Consider the following 21,758-nt stretch of genomic DNA (forward strand, 5'->3'; position numbering starts at 1 on the left):
GCCGTTATCTAGGAAGTAGCGGTTTGGAGACTGATGGACAACGTAGGCGAACAGCACGGTGTCGGACGCCGTGCCCTGATTCAGGCCGCTCTGGCCGCTCCCGCCGTCGGCGCTTTGTCGACGCTGGTAGGCGCCTCTCCGGCGAGCGCGGACGATGGACACCGTTCCGGTGGCAACGGGCACTTCGACGAGGAAAGCCCCCGTTTCGCCCTGGCCGTGCTGCCGGACACCCAATACCTTTTCGACGCGGACAGCGCCAACCCCGAGCCACTGCTCAAGACCTTCGACTACCTCATTCAGGAACGCGCAGACCTGAACATCGCGTTCATGACGCACCTCGGCGATGTCACCGAGCACGGCACCGAGCAGGAGGAAACGCTCGCGGGCAAGACCTTCCGGGCCATCGACGACAAGGTGCCGTACAGCGTGCTCGCGGGAAACCACGACGTCACGTCGGACGACCAGCGCGGAAAGACGCCCTACTTGAGCGTCTTCGGCCCGCAGCGCTTCGCCAAGTCGCCGACCTTCGGCGGCGCCTCACCCGACGGCTACAACAGTTTCCACGTGGTCCGGGCGGGCGGCCGTGAATGGCTGATCCTCGCGCTCGACTGGAGGCTGTCGGACAAGGGCGTGCAGTGGGCGCAAGGCGTCATCGACGCTCACCGCACGCTGCCCGTCATTCTCACCACCCACGAGCTGGTCGCTCCGGGCGACAACGGCACGGCGTCCCTGTCCGCCTACGGGCAACAGCTGTGGGACGGCGTCATTCGCCGTAACGACCAGATCTTCCTCACGCTCAACGGTCACTTCTGGCCGCCCGCGCGCACGGTTCTGAAGAACGACGCGGGGAACGACGTTCACGCGCATATCACCAACTACCAGGACCGCTACTACGGTGGCGGCGGCATGATCCGCCTGTATCACTTCGACCTCGTCCGGAACGTCGTCGACGTCGAAACCTTCTCGCCGTGGTTCCTGGACCACGACCCGGAGCGGCGGTCTCCGCTCGAGGCCGAGACGCTGGAGCTCACCGGCCCGACGGACCGTTTCAGCATCGACATCGACTTCACCGCGCGCTTCCAGGGGTTCGCCCCGGTGACGCCGCCCCCTCCGCGCCCCGTCAGTGCCGTGACGCCCAAGAGCACCGTGGCGTACTGGCGCTTCGACGCGGCAGGGCTGACCGGAGCCGGCACGGCGGGAAGCCCCGTCGCGGCCGGAACGGTGGTTCCCGACCTCACCGGCAACGGCAACAACCTGACGGTTCAGCTGCTCGGCACTCCGGTGCCAGGCAACCTGCTCGGCCAGGTCAGCGCGGTGACCGCGAGCGCCGAGAACGCGCCGAACGAAATCGCCGCGAACCTCAAGGACGGCAATTCGTCGACCAAGTGGCTGGCGTTCAGCTCGACCGGCTGGGTGACCTACCGGCTGGCCAAGCCCGCGGTGGTGGTGCAGTACGCGCTGACCTCCGCGAACGACTCGGCGGGCCGCGACCCCAAGGACTTCACGGTGCAGGGCTCGAACGACGGCAGTTCGTGGACCGACCTGGACACGCAGACGGGGGTGAGCTTCAGCGGGCGGTTCGCCACCAACACCTACAGCTTCACCAACAAGACCGCCTACGCGTACTACCGGCTCAACGTCACCGCGAACTCCGGTGACTCGCTCATCCAGCTCGCCGACTGGAGCATCGGCGACGGCTCGAACCATCTGCTCACCTGGTCGCCCGATCACCACACCGGGCAGCCGGCGCATGCCAGCCTGCGCTTCGACGGAGGCAAGAGCCCCGACAGGGCTGCGATTCTCGAGGCCGTGGCCGGTGCGCCCGTCAACAGCATGAAGTTCCGCTCCGGATACACGATCGAGGCGTTCATCAAGCTGCCCGATCCGTTCCAGGGTGACCACGCCTGGATGGGCATCCTCAGCTGGGAGGGTCGCAGCGGCGACGCCGGCAAGACCAACGGCTTCTCCCAGGACGAACCCACCTGCAGCCTGAACCTGTCTCCCGAGCGGTTCCTGCAGTACATCGTCTATCCGGACGTGCAGAACTCGAGCCCCACCTCGTGGAGCCACGCCCTGCCGCCCGGAGAGTGGATGCACATCGCCGTGGTCAACGACGGCCGGGCAACGGTGATCTACGTGAACGGATCGAAGATCGTCCGTAACCCCACTCAGCCTTCGACGGGCATCGCCACCCTCGGCAAGCCGTTCGTCCTCGGTGCCACGCAGAGTGACCTGCAGTTCGGCCAGGGCTTCTACGGATGGATCGGCGACGTTCGCATCTCGTCCCGCGCGTTGCGGACGAGCGAGTTCCTGACCACCTTCAAGTGACGCAGACCGTACGGGGCCGGCACAGGGGCCGGCCCCGTACGGCCTTCGACGGTCTTGCGCAAGATGCCCCATCTGGCCAATTAGGCGCATGCGACCTGGGGTAGCGTCATTTCATGGCACCACAGGAACACGGGGGCCGGTCCGAGGTCATTCTGGAGGTCGCGACACGGCTTTTCGCGGCTCTCGGCTACGACGGTACGTCAATCCGTCAGATCGCTGAGGCGATCGGGCTGGACATCACCACGATCACCGAGCAGGTGGGCACCAAACGGGATATCTACCTCGCCGTCATGGAGCGGGCGTTCCAATCGGAGCGCGCCGCGCTCGAGGCGGCGGCGGTGGAGTTCGAGGCGAACGGTTCGGTTCACCAGTTATTCGACCGCTACCTTGATTTCTACGTCGAGCATCCGGACATCGTGGCGCTCTGGATGCATCGATGGTTGCTGGACGCGGCGGACGTCGCGGAGCTGGAGAACCAATATGTCGAGCCGCTCACCGGGATGATCGGCAAGTCGGTGGGAAATCTGCTCCCCGATACCGACGTCGACATCGAGTACACGCTCTGGACCGTGATCTGGTCCGTCCACGGCTTTGTCAAAGCGGGCGTTCTGGAGGCTGACGGGGAACTCCGGGGGCCCTCGAACCCGCGGAGCCTGCGCCGGTTCCGACGCACCATGCACCAGATGCTCCACCGCCATCTGGGCCTCCCCGGTGATCCACCGGTCTGAAAGGCCGCCCTTCACCTTTCGTCCCATCCGGAGTCGTCTCCTGGGGTGACCAAGTTTCGTCCGCGCGAATACTCCCGGGGCGACAGATCGCCGGATCCTGCTCCCTGTGCAGTAGTGGCGAAGCCTCCTCTGGTGGGACGCCTGCGGCGTGGCGCTCGGACGACCATTGCGTGTCATGAGAACCCATGTCAGGTACGTTCAGGGGGCCGCCCTGCTGGCCACGGGACTGCTCGCGGGCGCGTTCGGGTACGGCGCCGCCAACGTGGTTCCCACGTTCGCAGCCGTCCCCCTGGAGGTGCGGCTGACCTTCCACACCGCGATGATGAAGGTCAACGAGCCGGTCATGCAGGCCGCGATGGCTCTGGCGATCCTGTCATCGTTCGGTCTGGCGGTCGTCAGCCACGGTCTGTCACGGCGACTGGCGATCGGCGCCGGTGCGTTGACGCTGACCTCGTTACTGGTCACGGTGTTCGGCAACGTCCCCCTGCACGCGCACATCCGGCGGTGGGCCGCCACTTCGGTCACAGAGGGCTACGCCGAGATCCTGCAGAGGTGGGAGACCTTTCACTACCTGCGCACCATGACCGGGCTTGCCGCGTTCGCCGTGATCATAATCATCGTGGTCTTCACCCGGCCCGAGAGCTGGGTAGTCGAGCCTCTGCCGCCGACCCCGGTGAACGGACCAGGTGAGCGAGCTTCAGGAAACCGCCGTTAGACGAACGACGGTCGCCTGCGCTGATCCACTCCGCGGTGCTCTTCCGCCGTCTTCCGGTCGTCACTTGGAGGCCGACCCTCCTCGCAGGCCGACCCTGGCGCCAGAGCACCACGGCTGATGCTGCCTCCAGCCTTCCGATGGTCAGTCGCCACTGACCGTTCCGATCATCCTCACGAGCCCTTTTCGGTTGCTCAGGCGCAATCAGTTGGCGGGCTTGCCGAACCAGCGGGAGAGGTGATCGTCCAGGTCCTGCTGATCGTCGCCGATCCAGGCGACGTGGCCGTCGGGGCGTAGCAGGACGCACGGAACATCCAGTGCCGCAGTCGGATCCGCGAGGTGATCGACCCGATCTGACCAGCCGCCGACGGTCAGGCGTTCGGTGCGGTCCAGCAGCAGGCCGCGGCCGCGATGCAGCAGACCGTAGAGGTGGCCCTGTTTCACGTCGATGTCGCGGAGGCGGCGGCCGAGCATGTCGGGGCCTGCGCCGAAGTCGTAGCGGATGCCGATCGCGGTGATCTTCTCGATCAGGTGGCGGTTCACCTCGTCGAAGTCCATCAGTTCGGTGAGCAGCCTGCGCACGGCCTGCGGGCCCGGTTCGGTGGACAGCAGTTCCATCTGGGCGCGGGTGTTGTCCAGCACGTCCTCGGCGACTGGATGACGTTCGGCCTCGTAGGTGTCCAGCAGTGTTTCCGGGGCCCAGCCGCGGATCTGTGCGGCCAGTTTCCAGCCGAGGTTGAATGCGTCCTGAACTCCCAGGTTGAGGCCCTGCCCGCCGGTGGGTGGATGGATGTGCGCCGCATCGCCGGCCAGCAGCACCCACCCGACCCGATAACGTTCGGCCAGCCGGGTGGCATCCCCGAAGCGGGACAACCAGCGCGGGGAGTGCACGCCGAAATCGGTTCCGGCGATGGTGCGCAGCTGTTGTTTGAAATCCTCGAGGGTGGGCGGTTCCGCGCGGTCGCTGACTCCCGCGGCGGGGACTACGACGCTGTAGACCACTTCGCCGAACGGCCGGAGCCAGAATGGCTGATGGGTCTCGCGGATTTCGGTCACCTTGGCGGCGATCTCCTCCTGCGGCACGCCCACTTCCATTTCGCCCATCAGCGTCTCGGTCCGCGAGGGCTCGCCGGGAAAGCCGACGCCGAGCAGTTTGCGCACCGTACTGCGCCCGCCGTCACAGCCGACGAGATAGCGCGAACGCAGCTGTTCCCCGTCGGCCAGCTCGACGGTCACACCCTCGTCGTCCTGCTCGAAACCGGCCACCGCACAACCGCGCCGGACCTGCGCACCCAGTTCGATCGCATGGTCTTCGAGCAGGTGAACGATGACCGGCTGCGGGATGCCCAGCAAATAGGCGTACGCGGAATCCAGGCCCTTGGGCGCGGGTTTGGGGATGGCGGCGAAGAAACCGCCGGCCGGACGCTGTCTTCCGTGTTCGAGAATGCGATCCAGCAGGCCGCGCATCGCCATCAGCTCGAGACTGCGAATATGCAGACCGACTATGCGTACGAACGACACGGGCTCGGTTTCCTTCTCCAGAACGAGTACCCGCACATCGTGCAGCCGCAGTTCGGCGGCCAGCATCGCGCCGGTCGGCCCGCACCCGGCAATGATCACGTCGAACATGAGGGGGGCGCGATCAGCGCCGGAGGCCGACGATCGGAGTCCGGGGACGTCGCCCACGGTGGAGTCGCGCTCGACCGTATCGTTCGACGACGGCCCGGCGGTGAACTGCGAGAGTGCATAGGTGTTGCCTTTCGGGAGTGCCTTGTTGTCGAGGCGCTCCCGGCGACACCTACGTCAATCGCCCGACCGTGACGGGAAGGGGGAGCACCCACATCGATACAGCGTTCATGGGTCTCACCTCCTCGGGCGGTGTCACGGTCACTGCAAGCTACAAGCCCGAGCATCACCCCGTCCAATGCTTTCCCAGCCACGTGATCTTCGCCCGTGGTGTCGCGATGAAGCCGCACAGCGTGGCGGCGGCTGTGGTCAGCGTCAGCAGTCGCACGCCGACGGCCACACCGGTGGTGCAGGGTGGCGTTCAGGAGGATTCGCGGCAACATGGCGGGACACGGTGAACGGTCGCATCGCCCGGGCGATTCCGGCACTCCTGGTCGGGAAGGACTTGATTTGGCGAGTGGATCACTCTTACAGTCGAAGTAACGTTCATTTCACTACCGCTGGACAATCCCGTGAGGCTTACCGTCCTGTCCGTGTGGCTCGTTGCGCGGCTGCACATCGATCTCTGTCGTCTGGCCGGCTCTCTCTGTCGCTGATCGCGCTCTGACGAGCGCTCGATCGCCATCACCCTCACTCACTCCCCCTTTCGCGTGCCCTGTCAGGCATGCCTTCTTTCGGAGCCTTCGTCATCGTGAAGAGATTCTCTTTCTCCCTGCAGTTGCTGCTGGGCCTGGTCGTGGGCGTGGCCCTCGGCTTCGCCGCCCGCGTCTGGGACCTCGCCTGGCTGGCCACCACCCTCACCGAAGTCGGAAGAATCTTCGTCCAGTTGCTCAAGCTGGCAGTGCCGCCGCTGGTGTTCACCGCCGTGGTGGTCAGCGTCGCCAACCTCCGCAACGTCAACGGCGCGGCCAGGCTGGCGGGCAAGACGCTGTTCTGGTTCCTCACCACCGCGCTGATCGCCGTCATCATCGGCATCGGCCTCGGCCTGATCATCAACCCCGGCCAGGGCGTCACCCTGGACACGGCGGGCGCGAAGGCGCCCGAGAGCGTCGGCACCTGGGTCGACTTCCTCACCGGCATCATCCCGACGAACATCGTCACGGCGTTCACCGAGCTCAACGTCCTCCAGATCGTCTTCCTGGGTATCGTGCTCGGCGCCGCGGCCATGGCGATCGGCGAGAAGGCCGAGCCGTTCCTCGGCTTCAGCCGCTCGATCCTCGAACTGGTCCAGAAGGCGCTGTGGTGGGTCATCCGCCTGGCACCCATCGGGACCGCCGGCCTGATCGGCAAGTCGGTCGCCACGTACGGATGGGACCTGCTCGCACCGCTGGCCAAGTTCAGCCTCGGCGTCTACGTCGGCTGCTTCATCGTCCTGCTGGCCGTCTACCCGGCGCTGCTCGCGCTGGTCGGCAAGGTCAACCCGATCACGTTCTTCCGCAACGCGTGGCCGGCGATCGAGTTGGCCTTCGTCTCCCGTTCCTCGGTCGGCACGTTGCCGCTGACGCAGAAGGTCACAATCGAGCGTCTGGGCGTCGACCGCGACTACGCCTCCTTCGCCGTGCCGTTCGGCGCGACCACCAAGATGGACGGCTGCGCCTCGATCTACCCCGCGCTGGCGGCGATCTTCGTGGCTCAGGTGTTCGACGTCCCGCTGGGGTTCGGCGAGTACCTGCTCATCGCGTTCGTATCCGTGGTCGGCTCGGCCGCGACGGCCGGTCTGACCGGCGCGATCGTGATGCTCACGCTGACGCTGAGCACACTTGGGCTGCCGCTCGAGGGCGTCGGCCTGCTGCTGGCCATCGACCCGATCCTCGACATGATCCGCACCGCGACCAACGTCGCCGGACAGATCGTGGTGCCGGTCCTCGTCGCCCGCAGCGAGGGCCGTCTCGACGAGGCGGTGCTCAACGCTCCCCCGCAGTCGCTCGACGAGGCTCCGGTGAGCGCCCCGCGCCCATCGGGTGAACCAGCGATCGCATGACCACCGGGGCGGCCCGCGTCCGGGTACGCTCCGTCACCCATTGGCTGTGATGCCCGGCCGTACGGGAGCCTGAGGGTGCGATCCCTCGGGCTCCCGTCTCCGCATCGGAGGAGCCCCGTGTCCCGGGTAGGGCCGATGCCAAAGCAAACCTGTGAGTTCCCATTCTGTTCAGACACCACTCGCGACGCGGTTGAGCGGCGCCGTGCACGGCATGATGGTCGGCGAGTTCGCCTGACAGTTGACGGGAGCCATGAATGCGGATCGGTGTCGTCTTTCCCCAGACCGAGATCGGCGCGGACGTAGGCGCGGTGCGCGCCTACGGGCAAGGGGTCGAGGAGCTCGGTTTCCGGCATGTGATGGCCTATGACCACGTCGTGGGCGCCGACCCGGCGGTCCACGAGGGCTGGCAAGGTGTCTACGACGTGCGGACCACGTTCCACGAACCGATGGTCCTCTTCGGCTACCTCGCCGCACTGACCTCGCTGGAACTCGTCACCTCCATCATCATCCTGCCCCAGCGGCAGACGGCCCTGGTGGCCAAGCAGGCGGCGGAAGTCGACCTGCTCAGTGCCGGCCGGTTGCGGCTGGGCGTGGGCCTCGGATGGAACCAGGTCGAGTACGAAGCCCTCGGCCAGGACTTCACCACCCGGGGCAAGCGCATCGAGGAGCAGGTCGAGTTGCTGCGCCAGTTGTGGACCGAGCGGTCGGTCACCTTCGACGGCACCTATGACCGGGTGACCGGAGCGGGGCTGGCGCCCCTGCCGGTGCAGCGGCCGATCCCCATCTGGTTCGGCGCGCAGTCGCCTGCGGCGTACCGCCGTGCTGGACGACTCGCCGACGGCTGGTTCCCGCAGATGTCCCCAGGCCCGAAGCTGGATGAGGCCAAGACCATGGTCGAGGAGGCCGCTGTCCAGGCGGGACGCGACCCCTCCATGCTCGGCATGGAAGGCCGGGTCAACTGGACAGGCGACGCGGATGAGCTGAACGATCTGGCCCGCCGGTGGCGGGAGTCCGGCGCCACTCACATCGCCATCAACACCATGAAAGCGGGACTGCGCTCGGTCGACGAGCACCTGTCCGCGCTGGAGACCGCAGCCGAGACGCTCGAACCGCGGAAAGGCTAGGCCGGTTCCCGGGAAACGGACGCTCCCCCCAACCGCTCGGCAGGGCTCCAGCGAGCGAAAGGAGTCCGGCATGACCCCAGCGTTCTCCACGCCGAACGAACGGAAGAACATCTCCGCTTCACCCGTAGGCGTCGCGGCCGATGGCCGCGGCGCCGTGTTCGTCTTCCCCGGGCAAGGTTCACAGTGGGCGGCCATGGCTGAGGACCTGCTCAGCACGTCGGCGGTCTTCGCCCGTCACATCCGCGCATGCGAGAACGCCCTGGCTCCCCACCTGGACTGGTCCCTCACCGACGTGCTGACCCGGCGCCCAGGTGCACCGGCGCTCGATCGCGTGGATGTCGTCCAACCGGCTCTCTTCGCCATGATGGTCTCGCTCGCGCGGCTGTGGGAGCAGGCAGGCGTCCACCCTCACGCTGTCATCGGCCACTCGCAAGGGGAGATCGCCGCCGCCCACATCGCCGGCGCACTGTCCCTTGGCGACGCCGCCACGGTCGTCGCACTCCGCAGCCAGGCGATCGCGTCCATCGGGACCACGGGCCGGATGGCCTCCGTGCCGCTCCGCGCCGACGAGGTGCGCAGACGACTCGCCGGCTGGGGTGATCGGCTCAACGTCGGAGCCGTGAACGGGCCCGCGGTGACGGTGGTGTCCGGTGAGGTCACAGCGCTGACCGAGTTCGTCGCCTCATGCCGCGCTGAGGACCTCGACGTACGGGAGGTGCGGGTCGACTACGCGTCCCATTCGCCCCTGGTCGAGCCGGTGAAACCTCGTCTCCTCGATGTGCTGTCGGATATCCGTCCCCGAGCGTCGGACATCGTTTTCTACTCCACTGTCACAGGCCGTCGGCTCGACACGGCCAGGCTCACCGCCGGCTACTGGTACCGCAACCTGCGTCAGACGGTGGAACTCGGGGACGCGGTCAGGGCCGCTGTCGCCGACGGGCACCGTGTGTTCGTCGAGAGCAGTCCGCACGTGATCCTCACTGAGGGCGTCCAGGCTTTCGCGAGAGACGCCCTCGGCGAGCCCACGGAAGTCGTGGTCGTCACCGGCACACTCCGCCGCGACCACGGTGGAATCCAGGAGTTCCGCGCGTCCCTCGCCAGGGTCCGCGGTGGATCCGTGGAGACCTGAGCATCACGAAAGACGCTGCGGATCGCCGGCTACTGGAGGCCGGCGCGAACCGATGTGATGCGCTGGGTGTTGAAGCCGAGCCAGTGCATCCGGCCCACGTACCGCGCGTGCTCGATCTTGAGACAGCGGTCCATGATCACCGTCACGCCGCCGTCCTCCGCGATCCGCGCGCCCTCCTCGTTGATGACGCCGAACTGGCACCAGAGGGCACCGGCGTTGATCGCCACGGTCTCCCGTGCGATTCCCGGCAGCGCGTCCGGCGCGCGGAAGACGTCCACGACGTCCACCGGCACGGGTACGTCGAGCAGGCTCGGGTAACTCGTCTCTCCGAGGATCTGCTTCTCGCGGGGGTTCACCGGAATCACGCGATATCCGTGCCGCTTGAGGTAGTAGCCGACGAAGTAGCTGGCCCGCAGCTCGTTGTTCGACAGGCCCACGATCGCGATCGTCTTGGCGGTGTGCAGCACGCGCTGGATCGTCGACGGGTCCTGGTACCGCCCGAGATCGGTCATGCCGTCGCCCCCTTCTTTCCTGTTTCCGCGGCGACGCGGGCCAGGCCCTGCTCCAGATCCCAGATCAGATCCGACACGGATTCGGTGCCGACCGACAGGCGCACCGTCCCCGGCCCGACTCCGGCCGCCCGCAGTTCGTCGTCGCCCAACTGACGGTGCGTCGTGCTGGCCGGGTGGATGATCAGGCTCTTCGCGTCGCCGACGTTCGCCAGGTGGGACCAGAGCGCCACGCCGCGGATGAGGTCCTGCCCGCCGGCCCGGCCGCCGGCGCAGTCGAACGAGAACACCGCGCCGGCACCACGCGGCAGGTACTTCTCCACGAGTGGCCGGTACCTGCTCGAGGGCAGGCCGGGGTAGGTGACGTTCTCCGCCAGCTCGTGCGACTCGAGAAACGCCGCGACCGCCCGCGCGTTCTCCACATGGCGTTCCATCCGCAGCGACAGCGTCTCGAGCCCTTGCAGGAACAGGAACGCGTTGAACGGCGCGAGCGCAGCGCCGAGATCGCGCAGGGTCTCGGCGCGCAGCTTCATCAGATAGCCGTAGGCCCCGAACGTCTCGTGGAACTGGAGGCCGTGGTAGGCGGGCGACGGATCCGCGATCACGGGGAACCGCCCGTTGGACCAGTTGAACGTGCCGGCCTCGACGACGACGCCGCCGATGCTCGTGCCGTGGCCGCCGATGAACTTGGTCGCCGAATGGATCACGATGTCGGCGCCCCACTCGATCGGGCGGCACAGGTACGGCGTCGCGAACGTGTTGTCCACGATCAGGGGCAGTTCGTGCTCGTGCGCGATGGAGGCCACGGTCTCGATGTCCAGCACGTTCCCGGCCGGGTTGCCGATCGTCTCACCGAAGAAGGCCTTGGTGTTCGGGCGGATCGCCTGCCGCCACGCGTCCGGGTCATCGGGATCGACCCATGTCACCTCGATGCTCATCTTGCGCAGCAGGTGCTTGAACTGGTTCACCGTTCCGCCGTAGAGCGCCGAGGACGAGACGACGTGGTCGCCTGGCTCCAGCAGCGTGAAGAGTGCGGCTGCCTGCGCGGCGATCCCGCTGGCGAACGCCACCGCGCCGGAGCCGCCCTCCAGGTTCGCCATTCGCTCCTCGAACACCGCGACGGTCGGGTTCATGATGCGGGAGTAGGTGTTCCCGTACTCCTGCAGGTTGAAGTAGGCCGCAGCCGATTCCGGATCTTCGAACACGTAGCTGGTCGTCTGGAAGATCGGCACCGCACGTGCGCCCGTGTTCGGGTCGGGCCGTTGTCCGGCGTGCAGCTGTCGTGTCTCGAATCCGAACGCGCGAGCTTTCTCGGCGCGGGGGAACTTGTCGGTCACCAAATCCTCTTCCTCGGCGTCACCCGCGGCCCTGACCTTCGGCCAGGAAGCGTTGGATGATCGGAGTCTGACGCGCTTCCTCAAGCAGGAAGCAGTCATGGCCGTACGGCGCATCGATCACCTGGAACTCGACAGGCTTGCCGAGAACGCGCAGCGCGTCTTCGATCTCCCCCGACGCGGACGGCGGGTACAGCCAGTCGGAGCTGAACGCGATCAGCAGCGTCCGCGCGGAGACAGGTTCGAGTGCCCGCGCGAGAGATCCGCCGCCGTGCTGCCGCGCGAGATCGAAATAGGTCAGCGCACGTGACGTGAAGAGATAGGTGTTGGCGTCGAAGCGCTTGACGAACGAGTCGGCCTGATGGCGGAGGTAGCTTTCGACCTCGAACTCCGGTTCGGCGAGCGTGTAGCGGACGTCGTCGGCGAACTGCAGTCGCCGGCCGAACTTGTCGTCCAGCGCCGGAGCGGACAGGTACGTGACGTGGCCGACCATCCGGGCCACGCCCATCCCGGCGTCGGGCGTGCGGCCGGTGCCGTAGTAGTGGCCGCCTTGCCAGGCGGGGTCGCCCGTGATGGCGTTACGCGCGATCGCGTTCCAGGCCACGCCCTGCGGGTGCAGGGCGTGCGTGCTGGCGATCGCCACGACGGCATCGACCTGATCAGGGAACAGGATCGCCCACTGCAACGCCTGCATTCCGCCGAGTGAGCCGCCTGCCACCGCCGCGAGTCGCTCGATACCCAGGACGTCCAGGAACGCTCGCTCGGTGCGCACCATGTCCGCGACCGTGATGACGGGGAAGTCGGATCCGTACGGCTTGCCCGTCGCGGGGTTGATCGATGACGGCCCCGTCGTCCCGCGACAGCCGCCGAGCAGGTTCGTGGAGATGACGAAGTAGCGGTCGGTGTCGAACGCCTTGCCGGGGCCGATCATCCCGTCCCACCAGCCGAGCCCCTTGCCGGCCGAGCCGTCGCGATCCTCGGCTCCGAACCCGTCGCGTGTGCTCTCCTCGGGGGACTCCTTCGCCGAGCCCGCCGCATGGGCGTCGCCGCTGAGCGCATGGCACACCAGGATGACGTTGTCCCGCTCGGGAGACAGGGTGCCGTAGGTCTCGTACGCCACGCGGATCGGGTACAGCGCCTGTCCGCAGTCCAGCTGCACCGGTTCCGGCAGGTCGAGGTACTGCGTTTCGACACTGCCGACCGAACCGGCAGGGAGCGTCGAGGGCGGCATCATGGGCGAGAGCATACCTAGTCATACCCGTACCGGCCAAAGTATTGTCGAGCATCCCGGCAGGAAATGCAGGGATCAGCGAAAGGGGCGTCACGGGACATGACGACGATCGACAACGGAGTCAACGTTCAGGCACTGCTCGACGCACGCGAGGTGCTGAAGGGCGCGCCCGAGGCGGCTCAGTTCACCTGGCGGGCGTCCTCCAGGTGGCAGAACGGAGTCCACAGCACGACCACGATCCAGAACTTCTTCGGCCTCGGTCAGGAGCAGAGTCACAAGAGGGAAACGGTGTTCACCGCCGACCACCCTGAGGTCTTCGCGGCGGAGGACAACGGCATCACGCCGATCGAGTACCTTCTCGTCGGCCTGGCGAGCTGCCTGACGGCGGGCGTGGCGTCCGTGGCACAAAATCGCGGCATTCAATTGCGCTCGGTCGAGTCGACGGTCGAAGGCGACCACGACATTCGCGGGATCCTGGGCGCCGACTCGGACGTGCGCAACGGCTTCAACGACATCAAGGTGACGTTCACGATCGACGCGGACGCTTCGCAGGAGGACATCGAAGCTCTCGTGGCCCAGTCCCAGAAGCGCTCCGCCGTGTTCGACGCCCTCACGAACCCGACGAACGTCACCGTCGAAGTCGCCTGAGGGAGCCGAACCATCGAACGCACCACCACGGTCGTCATCGGTGCGGGGCACGCGGGCCTCGCCGCGAGCCACTTCTTCCGCGACCGGTCGATCGACCACGTCGTGCTCGAGCGCGGCGAGGTGGCGAACTCCTGGCGACACGAACGCTGGGACTCCCTGCGGCTGCTCACTCCCAATTGGCAGAGCCGCCTGCCTGGCCATCGCTACGACGGCCCGGATCCCGACGGCTACATGACGATGGGCGAAGTGATCGAGTTCATCGAGCACTTCGCCGCCGTCTCGCGCTCCCCCGTCCGGACCGGGACGAACGTCACATCGGTGCGACGCACCGACGACGGGTACCGCGTGACGACGAGCCACGGCGAAATCGGCTGCCGGGCGGTGGCCATCGCGAGCGGCGCCTGCAACCAGCCGACTGTGCCGCAGTTCACAGACGCGGTGCCGGCGTCCGTCGTGCAACTGACGCCGTTCGACTACAACGGCCCCGCCCAACTGCCCGACGGTGCGGTGCTCGTCGTGGGAGCGTCGGCTACCGGCGTGCAGTTGGCCGCCGAGCTGAAGGCCTCCGGCCGGCCGGTGACCCTCTCGGTCGGCGAGCATGTGCGGTTGCCCCGTACGTACCGGGGGCGTGATGTGTTGTGGTGGATGGACGCCGCCGGCGTGTGGGACCAGCGCCACGACGAGGTCGATGATCTGACGCGGGCGCGGCGCCTGCCCTCGCCGCAGCTGATCGGAAGCCCCGAGCGCAGCACGCTCGATCTCAACGCGCTCGCCGCTATGGGTGTCGAGCTGGTGGGCCGCTGGGCGGCTGTGCGTGACGGCCGTGCGCTGTTCTCCGGTGGCCTGCGTAACGTGTTCTCGCTCGCGGATCTCAAGATGCGGCGCCTGCTGGACACGTTCGACGACTGGGCCCGGGCTCACGGGTGCGAGGCCGAGGTCGATCCTCCCGAGCGCTTCTCGTCGACACACGTGCCCGAGTCGGCGCGATGGCAGATCGACCTGCGAAGCGGCGAGATCCGCGCGATCGTGTGGGCGACGGGATTTCGGCCCGACTACAGGTGGCTCGACGTGCCCGTGGTCGACGCGAAGGGCCGGCTTCGCCACGAGGGCGGCGTGGTCGACAGCCCGGGCCTGTACGCGTTGGGGCTACCCGTGCTGCGGCGACGCAAGTCCACGTTCATTTACGGCGTCGAGGACGACGCCCGCGAGGTGATAGATCACCTCGCGGGCTACTTGGCCGCGCGCCGGTGATCCTTGATGCGGATCCGCCGACACCGATGTGGCCGACTGCCGCCGGGTGGGACAGCGTCGCGAACGTGATCCCGATCACCGCCCCAATGGACATATTCCGGTAAACCCTACCGTTATTATAGGTATGCCTGAAGGGCACCGTTGTCTCCGTGAGGCCTCTTCCTCATCGCCCTCCGGGGCGAGACGGGGTGTCCATTCCGCGGCCCACGGCGCCTTGTTGTGCGGTCTATTCCGTCTTTGTCTCGATCTTCATGGAGGTTGCCGTGTCCGAGTCAGCTGAGGCGCCGGGACCGTCGGCGCAGGGAGCGCCGCCGGCCGAACCACGACTGCCGTCGAAGGGCGGTGCGGGCCGGCGTCTGGTGTGGATCGCCGCCCTCGCGGTGGTCGTGGTCGCCGGGTTGGTGGTCGGGCTTGTCCGGTCCTTCGGGGGCGGCGACGACGGCCCGCAGACGGTGCGAATCGGCGTGACGGACGCGTCGCAGCCGTATTGGAAGACCTTCTCCGATCTGGCCAGGAAGCGGCTCGGGGTGACGGTCGAACTCGTGAACTTCAGCGACTACAGCCAGCCGAACCCGGCGTTGAAGGAGAAGCAGCTGGACCTCAACCAGTTCCAGCACATCCAGTATCTGGCGAACTACAACGTCACCGCGCATGACGACCTGGAACCGATCGGGTCGACCGCGGTGTATCCGCTGCCGTTGTATTCGCTGAAGTACGGTGCGCCGTCGGCGCTGCCCGACGGGGCCAAGGTCGCGATCCCCAACGATGCGATCAACGAGGCTCGCGGCCTGCTGGTCCTGCAGGCGGCGGGTCTGCTGACCTTGAAAGACGGCGGCACGGCGTTCTCCGCCACCACCGACATCCAGACGCACAAGGTGGACGTGGTCACGCTGGACGCGTCGCAGACCGCCGGTGCGCTGCAGAACGGATCGGTCGCCGCGGCGATCGTGAACAACAACTTCGCCACCGCGGCGAAGCTGGCGACGACGAACACGATCTTCCAGGACGACCCGGCCAGTTCGAGCGCCGCGCCGTACGTGAACGCCTTCGTCGCGCGGGCCGCCGACAAGGACGACCCCACGTACCTGAAACTGGCCGCGCTCTACCACGACCCTGCGGTCGAGGCGGGCGTGCAGAAGGCCAACAGTGGCACGGCCGTCTTCCGCACGGTGCCGCCGGAGCAGTTGCAGTCCGAGTTGACGACGGTCGAAAGCCAGGCCAGGGCCGCACAGCAGTAGGTGACTCACCGCCTGCCGGGGTCCACAGAAGATGAGGAGGCCGATGTCCACCGAGACCGGGCCGGCGATCGAGCCGGCGCAGATGCCTGACGGTGTGCGGGTGTCCGGCGACGTGCACGTGCGTTTGGAGCATGTCGACAAGATCTTTCCGGGCAGGGGGCGCCGTGGCGTGCCGCAGGCGGCGCTCAAGGACGTCGACCTGGAGATCCGGCGGGGCGAGGTGTTCGGGATCATCGGTTACTCCGGTGCCGGCAAGAGCACACTGCTGCGGTTGATCAACGGCCTGGAGGTTCCCAGCTCCGGGCAGGTGCTGGTCGGCGGTCACGAGCTCACGGCGCTGGGCGAGCGGGGCCGACGCGAGGTGCGGCGTGACATCGGTATGGTCTTCCAGCAGTTCAACCTGTTCCGATCGCGCACGGTCGCGGGCAATGTCGCCTACCCCTTGAAGGTCGCCGGGTTGGGACGCGACGAGCGGGAGCGGCGGGTCGCGCGACTGCTGGACTTCGTCGGCCTGCTCGACCGCGCCCACGACCACCCCGAGCAGCTCTCCGGCGGGCAGAAGCAGAGGGTCGGCATCGCCCGCGCGCTGGCGACCGAGCCGTCCCTCCTGCTCGCCGACGAGGCGACCAGCGCCCTGGATCCGGAGACGACCGGCGAGGTGCTCGGCCTGCTGCGCCGGGTCAACCGCGACCTCGGCGTGACGATCGTGCTCATCACCCATGAGCTGGACGTCATCCGGGCGGTCGCCGACCGGGTCGCGGTGCTCGACGCCGGACGGGTCGTCGAGACCGGCAGCGTGTACGACGTCTTCGCGCGCCCGCAGACCGAGGCGGCCGCCCGCTTCATCGGAACGACTTTGCGCGACCGCCCATCACCGGCGACCCTGGCACGGCTGCGTGCCACCCACTCCGGTCGTCTCGTGACCGTCCGGGTCCGCGACCAGGCGGGGTTCCAGACCCGCCTGGCGCGCACGTTCCTGGACCATCAGGTCGCCGCGGAGATCGTCTTCGGGGGCATCAGCGAGCTGCAGGACCGTCCGGTCGGCGGTCTGACCTTCGAGCTGACCGGACCGGACGGTGCCGTGGACACCGCACTCGCGGCGCTGCGCGCCGACGGGGTCGACCTGATCGAGGAGCCGGAGTGATGGACGACTCCCAACAGGACGCCGGCGTCGTGACCGAGAAGAGCGAGTGAGATGCACGAGTTCCTCACCAACCTGCCCGTCTACCGCGAGGCGATCCGGCAGACCTTCTATATCGTCCTCATTTCCGTCTCCGTCGGCGGGCTGCTCGGACTGGGCCTCGGCCTGGTGCTCTACGCGACCCGCCCCGGCAGCCTGCTGGCGAACCGGCCCGTGTTCGTGCTCGTGAACGTGTTGGTCAATGTGGTGCGGCCTATCCCGTTCGTCATCTTCCTGACCGCGATACAGCCGATCATGCTCCACACCATCGGCACCACCATCGGGACGAACGCGGTCACCTTCGCGCTGTCACTGTCCGCGGCGTTCGCGGTCGGCCGGATCGTCGAGCAGAATCTTCTCACCGTCGACCCCGGCGTGATCGAGGCCGCCCGCGCGGCCGGCGCCCGCCCGATCAGCATCCTCGTGACCGTACTGATTCCCGAGGCTCTCGGCCCGATCATTCTCGGATACACCTTCATCTTCGTCGCCGTCGTCGACATGTCGGCCCAGGCCGGGTTGTTCGGGGGCGGCGGTCTGGGCGACTTCGCGATCACGTACGGCTCGCAGCGCTACAACTGGCCGATCGTCTACATCAGCGTCGCCACCATCGTCGTCATCGTCCAGGCCGGCCAGTTCCTCGGCAACTGGCTCGCCCGCCGAGCCCTGCGCCGATGAGCGGCCGCCAATAATCGCCGCGCCGGGCGACCTCTTACCAGGACTCCCCCGCGGCCAATTCGCAGTCAGTTCATCACTTTGGTTCTGCTGAGCTGAGTGAACTCATACGGAGCGGATGCGACGAGCCGAACATGACAAGTTCGACCCACTCGGCGAACTCATCGCACGCAGCGAGACGACAAATCCGTACAGCTTCGTCATGCCGGTGGTGGCCCGTCCGGTCAAGCTTGTCGACCTACCCGCTCTCGCGATGGCGACCTGACCGAAAAGACACTTCGGTCGCTACCGCACGAGCCGACTTCGTGGGGTGAAGGGGACGACGGTAGGTGGCGTAGCAGCACAAATACGTCAAGCATCGCCCCTTATGTCTGCTTGTTCCATCTTGACTTATATACAGCGCGGTGCGTAAATATCCTGGTGAAGATCGGTCTCACGCACCGTTTCCTACGCTGAAGTCGCCGGCGGTTAAGCCGCGCATTGGCGGCCCACTTCCCCCCATGCATTCTCTCGAAGGAGCGTTCATGAAGTTCGCTCGTCTACGCCGCGCCTCACTCGGAGGGGCACTGGCCGTCGCGCTCGTCCTCTCGAGTGCCGCTTGTGGCGGCAGCGACTCGGAGAAGTCCGCCAACGGGCTGGAGAAGACCAACCTCAACGTCGGCGTCATGCCCATCATCGAGGGCGCCGCGGTCCAGATCGCGATCACCAAGGGATACTTCAAAGCCGAGGGGCTGACCGTCAACCTCAGGCAGATAGCCGGTGGCGCCGCGGCCATTCCGCAGCTGAAGAGCGGGCAGCTGGACATCAGCCAGGGCGGGCACGTGGGCTGGCTGCTGGCGGCGGACAGTGGCACATTGAAGCCGAAGATCATCGCTGAGGCGTCCTCGATGACGAAGAACCTCAACGCGATCCTCGTCGCCAAGGACTCCAAGATCAGCAGCCCGAAGGACCTGGTCGGCAAGAAGATCGCCACCAACGCCAAGCACGACCAGATCGCCCTGCTCGTCCGCGCCGCCCTCGCGCCCTACGGGGTTCAGATCGACGAGGACAAGGACTTTCAGGTCATCCCGTTCCCCAACCAGGAGGCGGCGCTCAAGGAGAACAAGGTCGACGCCGTCGTCGTGCCCGAGCCCTTCGTCACGCAGATCCAGCAGAACATCGGCGCGCGGCTGCTGACCGACTTCTCGACCGGTGCCACCGAGGACATCCCGATCACCGGCTACGCGGCCAGCGATGAGTTCGTGAAGGAGAACCCCAAGACGGTTGCGGCCTTCCAGCGCGCGATCGTCAAGGCCCAGGCCGACGCCGCCGACCGCGCCGTTCTCCAGGAGGTCGTGCCCAAGTACACGAAGCTCCCGCCGACCGTCATCAGCGTCGTCGCGCTGAACAACTTCCCCACGTCGACGAGCGCCTCCCGGATCCAGCGGGTCGCGGACGTGATGAAGCAGTTCGGCTACCTGAAGAACGACGTCGACGTGAATTCGATGGTCTTGCAGAACGGATGACGAACTGGACGCGAATCGTCCGTGGCACGATCGGGGTCGCGGGAGTGCTCGCGGTCGCCGAGCTGGTCTCCAGGGCCGGGTTCTCCGACACCTCCCTGCCGCCCGCGTCCACCGTGCTGCTGCGGGCCGCGGAATTCTTCGGCGACACCGAGTTCCTCAGCGCCGTGGGGAGCACGCTTGAGGCATGGGTTCTCGGACTGTTGCTCGCCACCGTGGTGGCGGTCGCGGTCGGGATGGCACTCAGCACCACACCCTGGCTGAACCGGGCCACCCGTGTGCTGGTCGAGCTCATGCGCCCGATCCCATCGGTGGCGTTGATCCCGCTGGCCATCGTGAGTTTCAGCTCGATCACCGAGTCGAAGGTCTCGTTGGTGTTCTACTCGGCCTGCTGGCCGATCCTGATCAACACCCTCTACGCGCTGCGCGACGTCGACCCCCTGGCCAAGGAGACGCTGCGCAGCTTCGGCTTCGGCAAGGCCGCCATTCTGCTGCGGGTCAGCCTGCCGAGCGCCGCGCCGTTCGTGGCCACCGGCGTCCGGATCTCGGCCGCGGTGGGCTTGGTCGTGGTGGTCAGCTTCGAACTCGTCGCGGGCAATGGCGAAGGGGTCGGCGGCTATCTGTTGCAGACCCAGTCCGGGGGCGGCCGCCCCGACCTGATGCTGGCCGGCGCGATCTGGGCGGGCGTGCTGGGCGCGCTCATCAACGTCGGACTCGTCGCGCTGGAACGACGGGCGTTCCGATGGCACGCGGTCCGGACCGAGGCGTCGGCATGACCGAGCGGGAGAACGCGACATGACCGCCATCACCGGCGACCACCCGGCCGAACGGCCCACCGGGACGAACGGCCGGCGACGCCGCCCCACCGGCGTGCCTGGCCTGCGGATCCTCACCGGCGGCGCGGCCCGGCTGTGGCTGGTCGCTCTGCTGGTCGGCTGCTGGGAAATCATCGCCCGGACCAAGCAGGACGCCTACTTCCCCCCGCCGTCCACGATCGTGCGGGTATTCCACGAGCTGTGGTTCTCCGGGCCGGCCACGCACCTGTTCCTCACCGACAAGGCGCTCGACGACTTCCAGCCGAGCTTCGTCAACCTGTTCTGCGGTTGGGCGCTCGCCGCAGTCGTCGGCCTCGCGCTCGGCATCCTGCTCGGCCGCTCAAGCGTGGCGCGCGAGATCCTGGACCCGGTGCTCCAGTTCGGCCGGGCCGTCCCGCCGCCCACCCTGATTCCGTTCTTCATCGTCGTGTTCGACTTCGGCGCCCAGATGCAGATCTCGACGATCGCCTTCGGCGTGATCTGGCCGGTACTGCTCAACACCGCCGACGGAGTCCGCACCGTGGAAAAGCTGCAGCTCGAGACAGCCGAGGTATTCGGCATCACCGGTGCCGCCCGCCTTTTCCGGATCACCCTGCCCGCCGCCGCCCCGAAGATCTTCGCGGGCCTGCGGGTCAGCCTGGGGTTCGCCCTGATCCTGATGGTCATCTCCGAACTCATCGGCAGCACGACTGGGATCGGCGCGCATCTGATCAGCTCGCAACAGGGCATGGAACTGCCGGAGATGTGGGCCGGCATCGTGCTACTCGGCATCCTCGGGTGCCTGTTCAACGCGGTGTTCGCACTGGTGGAGCGCCGCTTCCTCTCCTGGCACAGCCGTGCACGCGGACTCGACTCATGATGGTGGTTTGAGTGCTCGAGGTAGCGAACCTGTCCCATGCCTACGGCGATGCTCCCCCCGTCCTCTCCAGCATCGACCTGGAGGTCAGGCCAGGCGAGTTGGTCAGCATCGTGGGCCCCTCCGGCTGCGGGAAGTCGACCCTTCTGCGTTGCATCGCTGGACTGCAAGCGCCCACTGCGGGCCAGGTCCGGCTCGACGGGAAGCCCGTCGACCGGGTCCCGGACAACCTTGCCGTGGTCTTCCAGGACTACAGCCGTTCACTGTTCCCATGGATGTCGGTGCGCGACAACGTCGCGCTGCCGCTCCGCCGCCGCCGCAAGAACCGGGCGCAGCGCCAGGAGAACGCCATGAAGGCGCTCGAGTCGGTCGGCCTTCCCGACGCCGCGGCCAAGTATCCCTGGCAGCTGTCCGGCGGAATGCAGCAACGCGTGGCGATCGCCCGCGCCCTGGCCTACGGGCCGGAGTTCATGATCATGGACGAGCCGTTCGGTTCTGTGGACGCGCAGACCCGCGAGGACCTCGAGGACCTGCTACTGCGGGTGCGCGGGAACAGCGGCATGACGATCCTGCTGGTCACCCACGACATCGACGAGAGCGTCTATGTCGGCGACCGGGTCGTCGTACTGAGCAAGGGGCCCGCGCGCGTCCGCGCGGACCTGTGGGTCGGGCTGCCCACGGCACGCGACCAGATCACCACCCGTGAGCTGCCCGAGTTCGTCCACCTGCGCGCCGAGGTCGGCCGGCTGGTACGCGGCCGCGAGGCGGCCGACGAGCCGAAGTCCTGACACTTTCCCGCCGTATGCCCGTCCTCCGGCCGCTCCCGGCCGTCCT

22 protein-coding genes are annotated in these 21,758 nt (G+C 67.2%); 18 read left to right on the forward strand and 4 right to left on the reverse strand.

Annotated features, from left to right (window positions below; translation table 11 throughout):
* Positions 1–33 precede the first annotated feature (33 nt).
* From Pka01_RS08500 to Pka01_RS08510, 3 genes are all read left to right on the forward strand, one after another.
* A complete protein-coding gene (locus Pka01_RS08500) occupies positions 34–2,328 on the forward strand; it encodes a LamG-like jellyroll fold domain-containing protein (protein WP_203882075.1) in 2,295 nt (764 codons plus the stop codon).
* Positions 2,329–2,441: 113 nt separating this feature from the next.
* Entirely contained in the window at positions 2,442–3,056 is a 615-nt protein-coding gene (locus Pka01_RS08505; protein ID WP_203882076.1) for a TetR/AcrR family transcriptional regulator, read from the forward strand.
* 175 nt (positions 3,057–3,231) lie between these two features.
* On the forward strand, positions 3,232–3,771 hold the full coding sequence (locus Pka01_RS08510) for an anthrone oxygenase family protein (RefSeq protein ID WP_203882077.1): 540 nt from the start codon (positions 3,232–3,234) through the stop codon (positions 3,769–3,771).
* 201 nt (positions 3,772–3,972) lie between these two features.
* Here the strand turns inward: Pka01_RS08510 and rox are convergent, their stop codons facing one another.
* Positions 3,973–5,397: a rifampin monooxygenase gene (gene rox / locus Pka01_RS08515; protein ID WP_203882078.1), complete on the reverse strand. Its 1,425-nt coding sequence runs from the start codon at positions 5,395–5,397 to the stop codon at positions 3,973–3,975.
* A 227-nt stretch (positions 5,398–5,624) separates the two neighbouring features.
* Here rox and Pka01_RS08520 point away from each other — a divergent pair, with 227 nt between their 5' ends.
* The 5 genes from Pka01_RS08520 to Pka01_RS08535 all read left to right on the forward strand — a co-directional run bounded on the left by Pka01_RS08520 (position 5,625) and on the right by Pka01_RS08535 (position 9,688).
* Positions 5,625–5,852 carry a hypothetical protein gene (locus Pka01_RS08520; RefSeq protein WP_203882079.1) on the forward strand — a complete coding sequence of 76 codons (228 nt, stop codon included), beginning with the start codon at positions 5,625–5,627 and terminating at the stop codon, positions 5,850–5,852.
* Between the two features lie 135 nt (positions 5,853–5,987).
* On the forward strand, positions 5,988–6,050 hold the full coding sequence (locus Pka01_RS41560) for a putative leader peptide (protein ID WP_373318119.1): 63 nt from the start codon (positions 5,988–5,990) through the stop codon (positions 6,048–6,050).
* 95 nt (positions 6,051–6,145) lie between these two features.
* A complete protein-coding gene (locus Pka01_RS08525; protein ID WP_239114839.1) occupies positions 6,146–7,435 on the forward strand; it encodes a dicarboxylate/amino acid:cation symporter in 1,290 nt (429 codons plus the stop codon).
* A gap of 254 nt (positions 7,436–7,689) precedes the next feature.
* On the forward strand, positions 7,690–8,559 hold the full coding sequence (locus Pka01_RS08530; protein WP_203882081.1) for an LLM class F420-dependent oxidoreductase: 870 nt from the start codon (positions 7,690–7,692) through the stop codon (positions 8,557–8,559).
* A gap of 70 nt (positions 8,560–8,629) precedes the next feature.
* Positions 8,630–9,688, forward strand: coding sequence for an acyltransferase domain-containing protein (locus Pka01_RS08535; protein WP_203882082.1), 1,059 nt, complete (start codon positions 8,630–8,632; stop codon positions 9,686–9,688).
* 29 nt (positions 9,689–9,717) lie between these two features.
* Here Pka01_RS08535 and Pka01_RS08540 read toward each other — a convergent pair whose 3' ends face one another.
* From Pka01_RS08540 to metX, 3 genes are read right to left on the reverse strand one after another with little or no spacing between them, the layout of a single operon-like run.
* Complete coding sequence (locus tag Pka01_RS08540; RefSeq protein WP_203882083.1) at positions 9,718–10,200, reverse strand: CoA-binding protein; 483 nt, start codon at positions 10,198–10,200, stop codon at positions 9,718–9,720.
* The gene (locus tag Pka01_RS08545; protein ID WP_203882084.1) at positions 10,197–11,534 is read right to left on the reverse strand and encodes an O-acetylhomoserine aminocarboxypropyltransferase/cysteine synthase family protein; all 1,338 of its coding nucleotides are present in this window, start codon (positions 11,532–11,534) and stop codon (positions 10,197–10,199) included. The genes Pka01_RS08540 and Pka01_RS08545 overlap by 4 nt, the downstream gene beginning before the upstream one ends.
* A 19-nt stretch (positions 11,535–11,553) precedes the next feature.
* Entirely contained in the window at positions 11,554–12,765 is a 1,212-nt protein-coding gene (gene metX / locus Pka01_RS08550) for a homoserine O-acetyltransferase MetX (protein ID WP_239114840.1), read from the reverse strand.
* 96 nt (positions 12,766–12,861) lie between these two features.
* Between metX and Pka01_RS08555 the strand changes: the two genes are divergently transcribed.
* From Pka01_RS08555 to Pka01_RS08600, 10 genes are all read left to right on the forward strand, one after another.
* Entirely contained in the window at positions 12,862–13,410 is a 549-nt protein-coding gene (locus Pka01_RS08555; RefSeq protein WP_203882086.1) for an OsmC family protein, read from the forward strand.
* A gap of 36 nt (positions 13,411–13,446) precedes the next feature.
* A complete protein-coding gene (locus Pka01_RS08560; protein ID WP_203882330.1) occupies positions 13,447–14,661 on the forward strand; it encodes an NAD(P)-binding domain-containing protein in 1,215 nt (404 codons plus the stop codon).
* Positions 14,662–14,924: 263 nt separating this feature from the next.
* Positions 14,925–15,899 carry a MetQ/NlpA family ABC transporter substrate-binding protein gene (locus tag Pka01_RS08565; protein WP_203882087.1) on the forward strand — a complete coding sequence of 325 codons (975 nt, stop codon included), beginning with the start codon at positions 14,925–14,927 and terminating at the stop codon, positions 15,897–15,899.
* Between the two features lie 43 nt (positions 15,900–15,942).
* Entirely contained in the window at positions 15,943–17,043 is a 1,101-nt protein-coding gene (locus Pka01_RS08570; protein ID WP_239114841.1) for a methionine ABC transporter ATP-binding protein, read from the forward strand.
* Between the two features lie 51 nt (positions 17,044–17,094).
* Positions 17,095–17,754 (forward strand): methionine ABC transporter permease, encoded by a 660-nt coding sequence (locus Pka01_RS08575; protein ID WP_203882088.1) that lies wholly within the window; start codon positions 17,095–17,097, stop codon positions 17,752–17,754.
* A 115-nt stretch (positions 17,755–17,869) separates the two neighbouring features.
* Positions 17,870–18,016 (forward strand): hypothetical protein, encoded by a 147-nt coding sequence (locus Pka01_RS08580; protein ID WP_203882089.1) that lies wholly within the window; start codon positions 17,870–17,872, stop codon positions 18,014–18,016.
* 259 nt (positions 18,017–18,275) lie between these two features.
* Positions 18,276–19,256, forward strand: a complete 981-nt coding sequence (locus Pka01_RS08585) for an ABC transporter substrate-binding protein (protein ID WP_203882090.1) — start codon at positions 18,276–18,278, stop codon at positions 19,254–19,256.
* Positions 19,253–20,029 carry an ABC transporter permease gene (locus Pka01_RS08590; protein WP_203882091.1) on the forward strand — a complete coding sequence of 259 codons (777 nt, stop codon included), beginning with the start codon at positions 19,253–19,255 and terminating at the stop codon, positions 20,027–20,029. Before Pka01_RS08585 ends, Pka01_RS08590 begins: the two co-directional genes overlap by 4 nt.
* Before the next feature lie 19 nt (positions 20,030–20,048).
* Complete coding sequence (locus Pka01_RS08595; protein WP_203882092.1) at positions 20,049–20,927, forward strand: ABC transporter permease; 879 nt, start codon at positions 20,049–20,051, stop codon at positions 20,925–20,927.
* Between the two features lie 11 nt (positions 20,928–20,938).
* The gene (locus tag Pka01_RS08600; protein ID WP_203882093.1) at positions 20,939–21,712 is read left to right on the forward strand and encodes an ABC transporter ATP-binding protein; all 774 of its coding nucleotides are present in this window, start codon (positions 20,939–20,941) and stop codon (positions 21,710–21,712) included.
* The last annotated feature ends 46 nt before the right edge of the window (positions 21,713–21,758 follow it).

Source organism: Planotetraspora kaengkrachanensis (assembly GCF_016862895.1).
Taxonomy (GTDB): Bacteria; Actinomycetota; Actinomycetes; order Streptosporangiales; family Streptosporangiaceae; genus Planotetraspora; species Planotetraspora kaengkrachanensis.

Coding starts and splice junctions, on each gene's coding strand:
- Pka01_RS08500 (WP_203882075.1), top strand. CDS start 34: ATGGACAACGTAGGCGAACAGCACGGTGTCGGACGCCGTGCCCTGATT.
- Pka01_RS08505 (WP_203882076.1), top strand. CDS start 2,442: ATGGCACCACAGGAACACGGGGGCCGGTCCGAGGTCATTCTGGAGGTC.
- Pka01_RS08510 (WP_203882077.1), top strand. CDS start 3,232: ATGAGAACCCATGTCAGGTACGTTCAGGGGGCCGCCCTGCTGGCCACG.
- rox (WP_203882078.1), bottom strand. CDS start 5,397: ATGTTCGACGTGATCATTGCCGGGTGCGGGCCGACCGGCGCGATGCTG.
- Pka01_RS08520 (WP_203882079.1), top strand. CDS start 5,625: ATGGGTCTCACCTCCTCGGGCGGTGTCACGGTCACTGCAAGCTACAAG.
- Pka01_RS08530 (WP_203882081.1), top strand. CDS start 7,690: ATGCGGATCGGTGTCGTCTTTCCCCAGACCGAGATCGGCGCGGACGTA.
- Pka01_RS08535 (WP_203882082.1), top strand. CDS start 8,630: ATGACCCCAGCGTTCTCCACGCCGAACGAACGGAAGAACATCTCCGCT.
- Pka01_RS08540 (WP_203882083.1), bottom strand. CDS start 10,200: ATGACCGATCTCGGGCGGTACCAGGACCCGTCGACGATCCAGCGCGTG.
- metX (WP_239114840.1), bottom strand. CDS start 12,765: ATGATGCCGCCCTCGACGCTCCCTGCCGGTTCGGTCGGCAGTGTCGAA.
- Pka01_RS08555 (WP_203882086.1), top strand. CDS start 12,862: ATGACGACGATCGACAACGGAGTCAACGTTCAGGCACTGCTCGACGCA.
- Pka01_RS08570 (WP_239114841.1), top strand. CDS start 15,943: ATGTCCACCGAGACCGGGCCGGCGATCGAGCCGGCGCAGATGCCTGAC.
- Pka01_RS08575 (WP_203882088.1), top strand. CDS start 17,095: ATGCACGAGTTCCTCACCAACCTGCCCGTCTACCGCGAGGCGATCCGG.
- Pka01_RS08580 (WP_203882089.1), top strand. CDS start 17,870: ATGCGACGAGCCGAACATGACAAGTTCGACCCACTCGGCGAACTCATC.
- Pka01_RS08585 (WP_203882090.1), top strand. CDS start 18,276: ATGAAGTTCGCTCGTCTACGCCGCGCCTCACTCGGAGGGGCACTGGCC.
- Pka01_RS08590 (WP_203882091.1), top strand. CDS start 19,253: ATGACGAACTGGACGCGAATCGTCCGTGGCACGATCGGGGTCGCGGGA.
- Pka01_RS08595 (WP_203882092.1), top strand. CDS start 20,049: ATGACCGCCATCACCGGCGACCACCCGGCCGAACGGCCCACCGGGACG.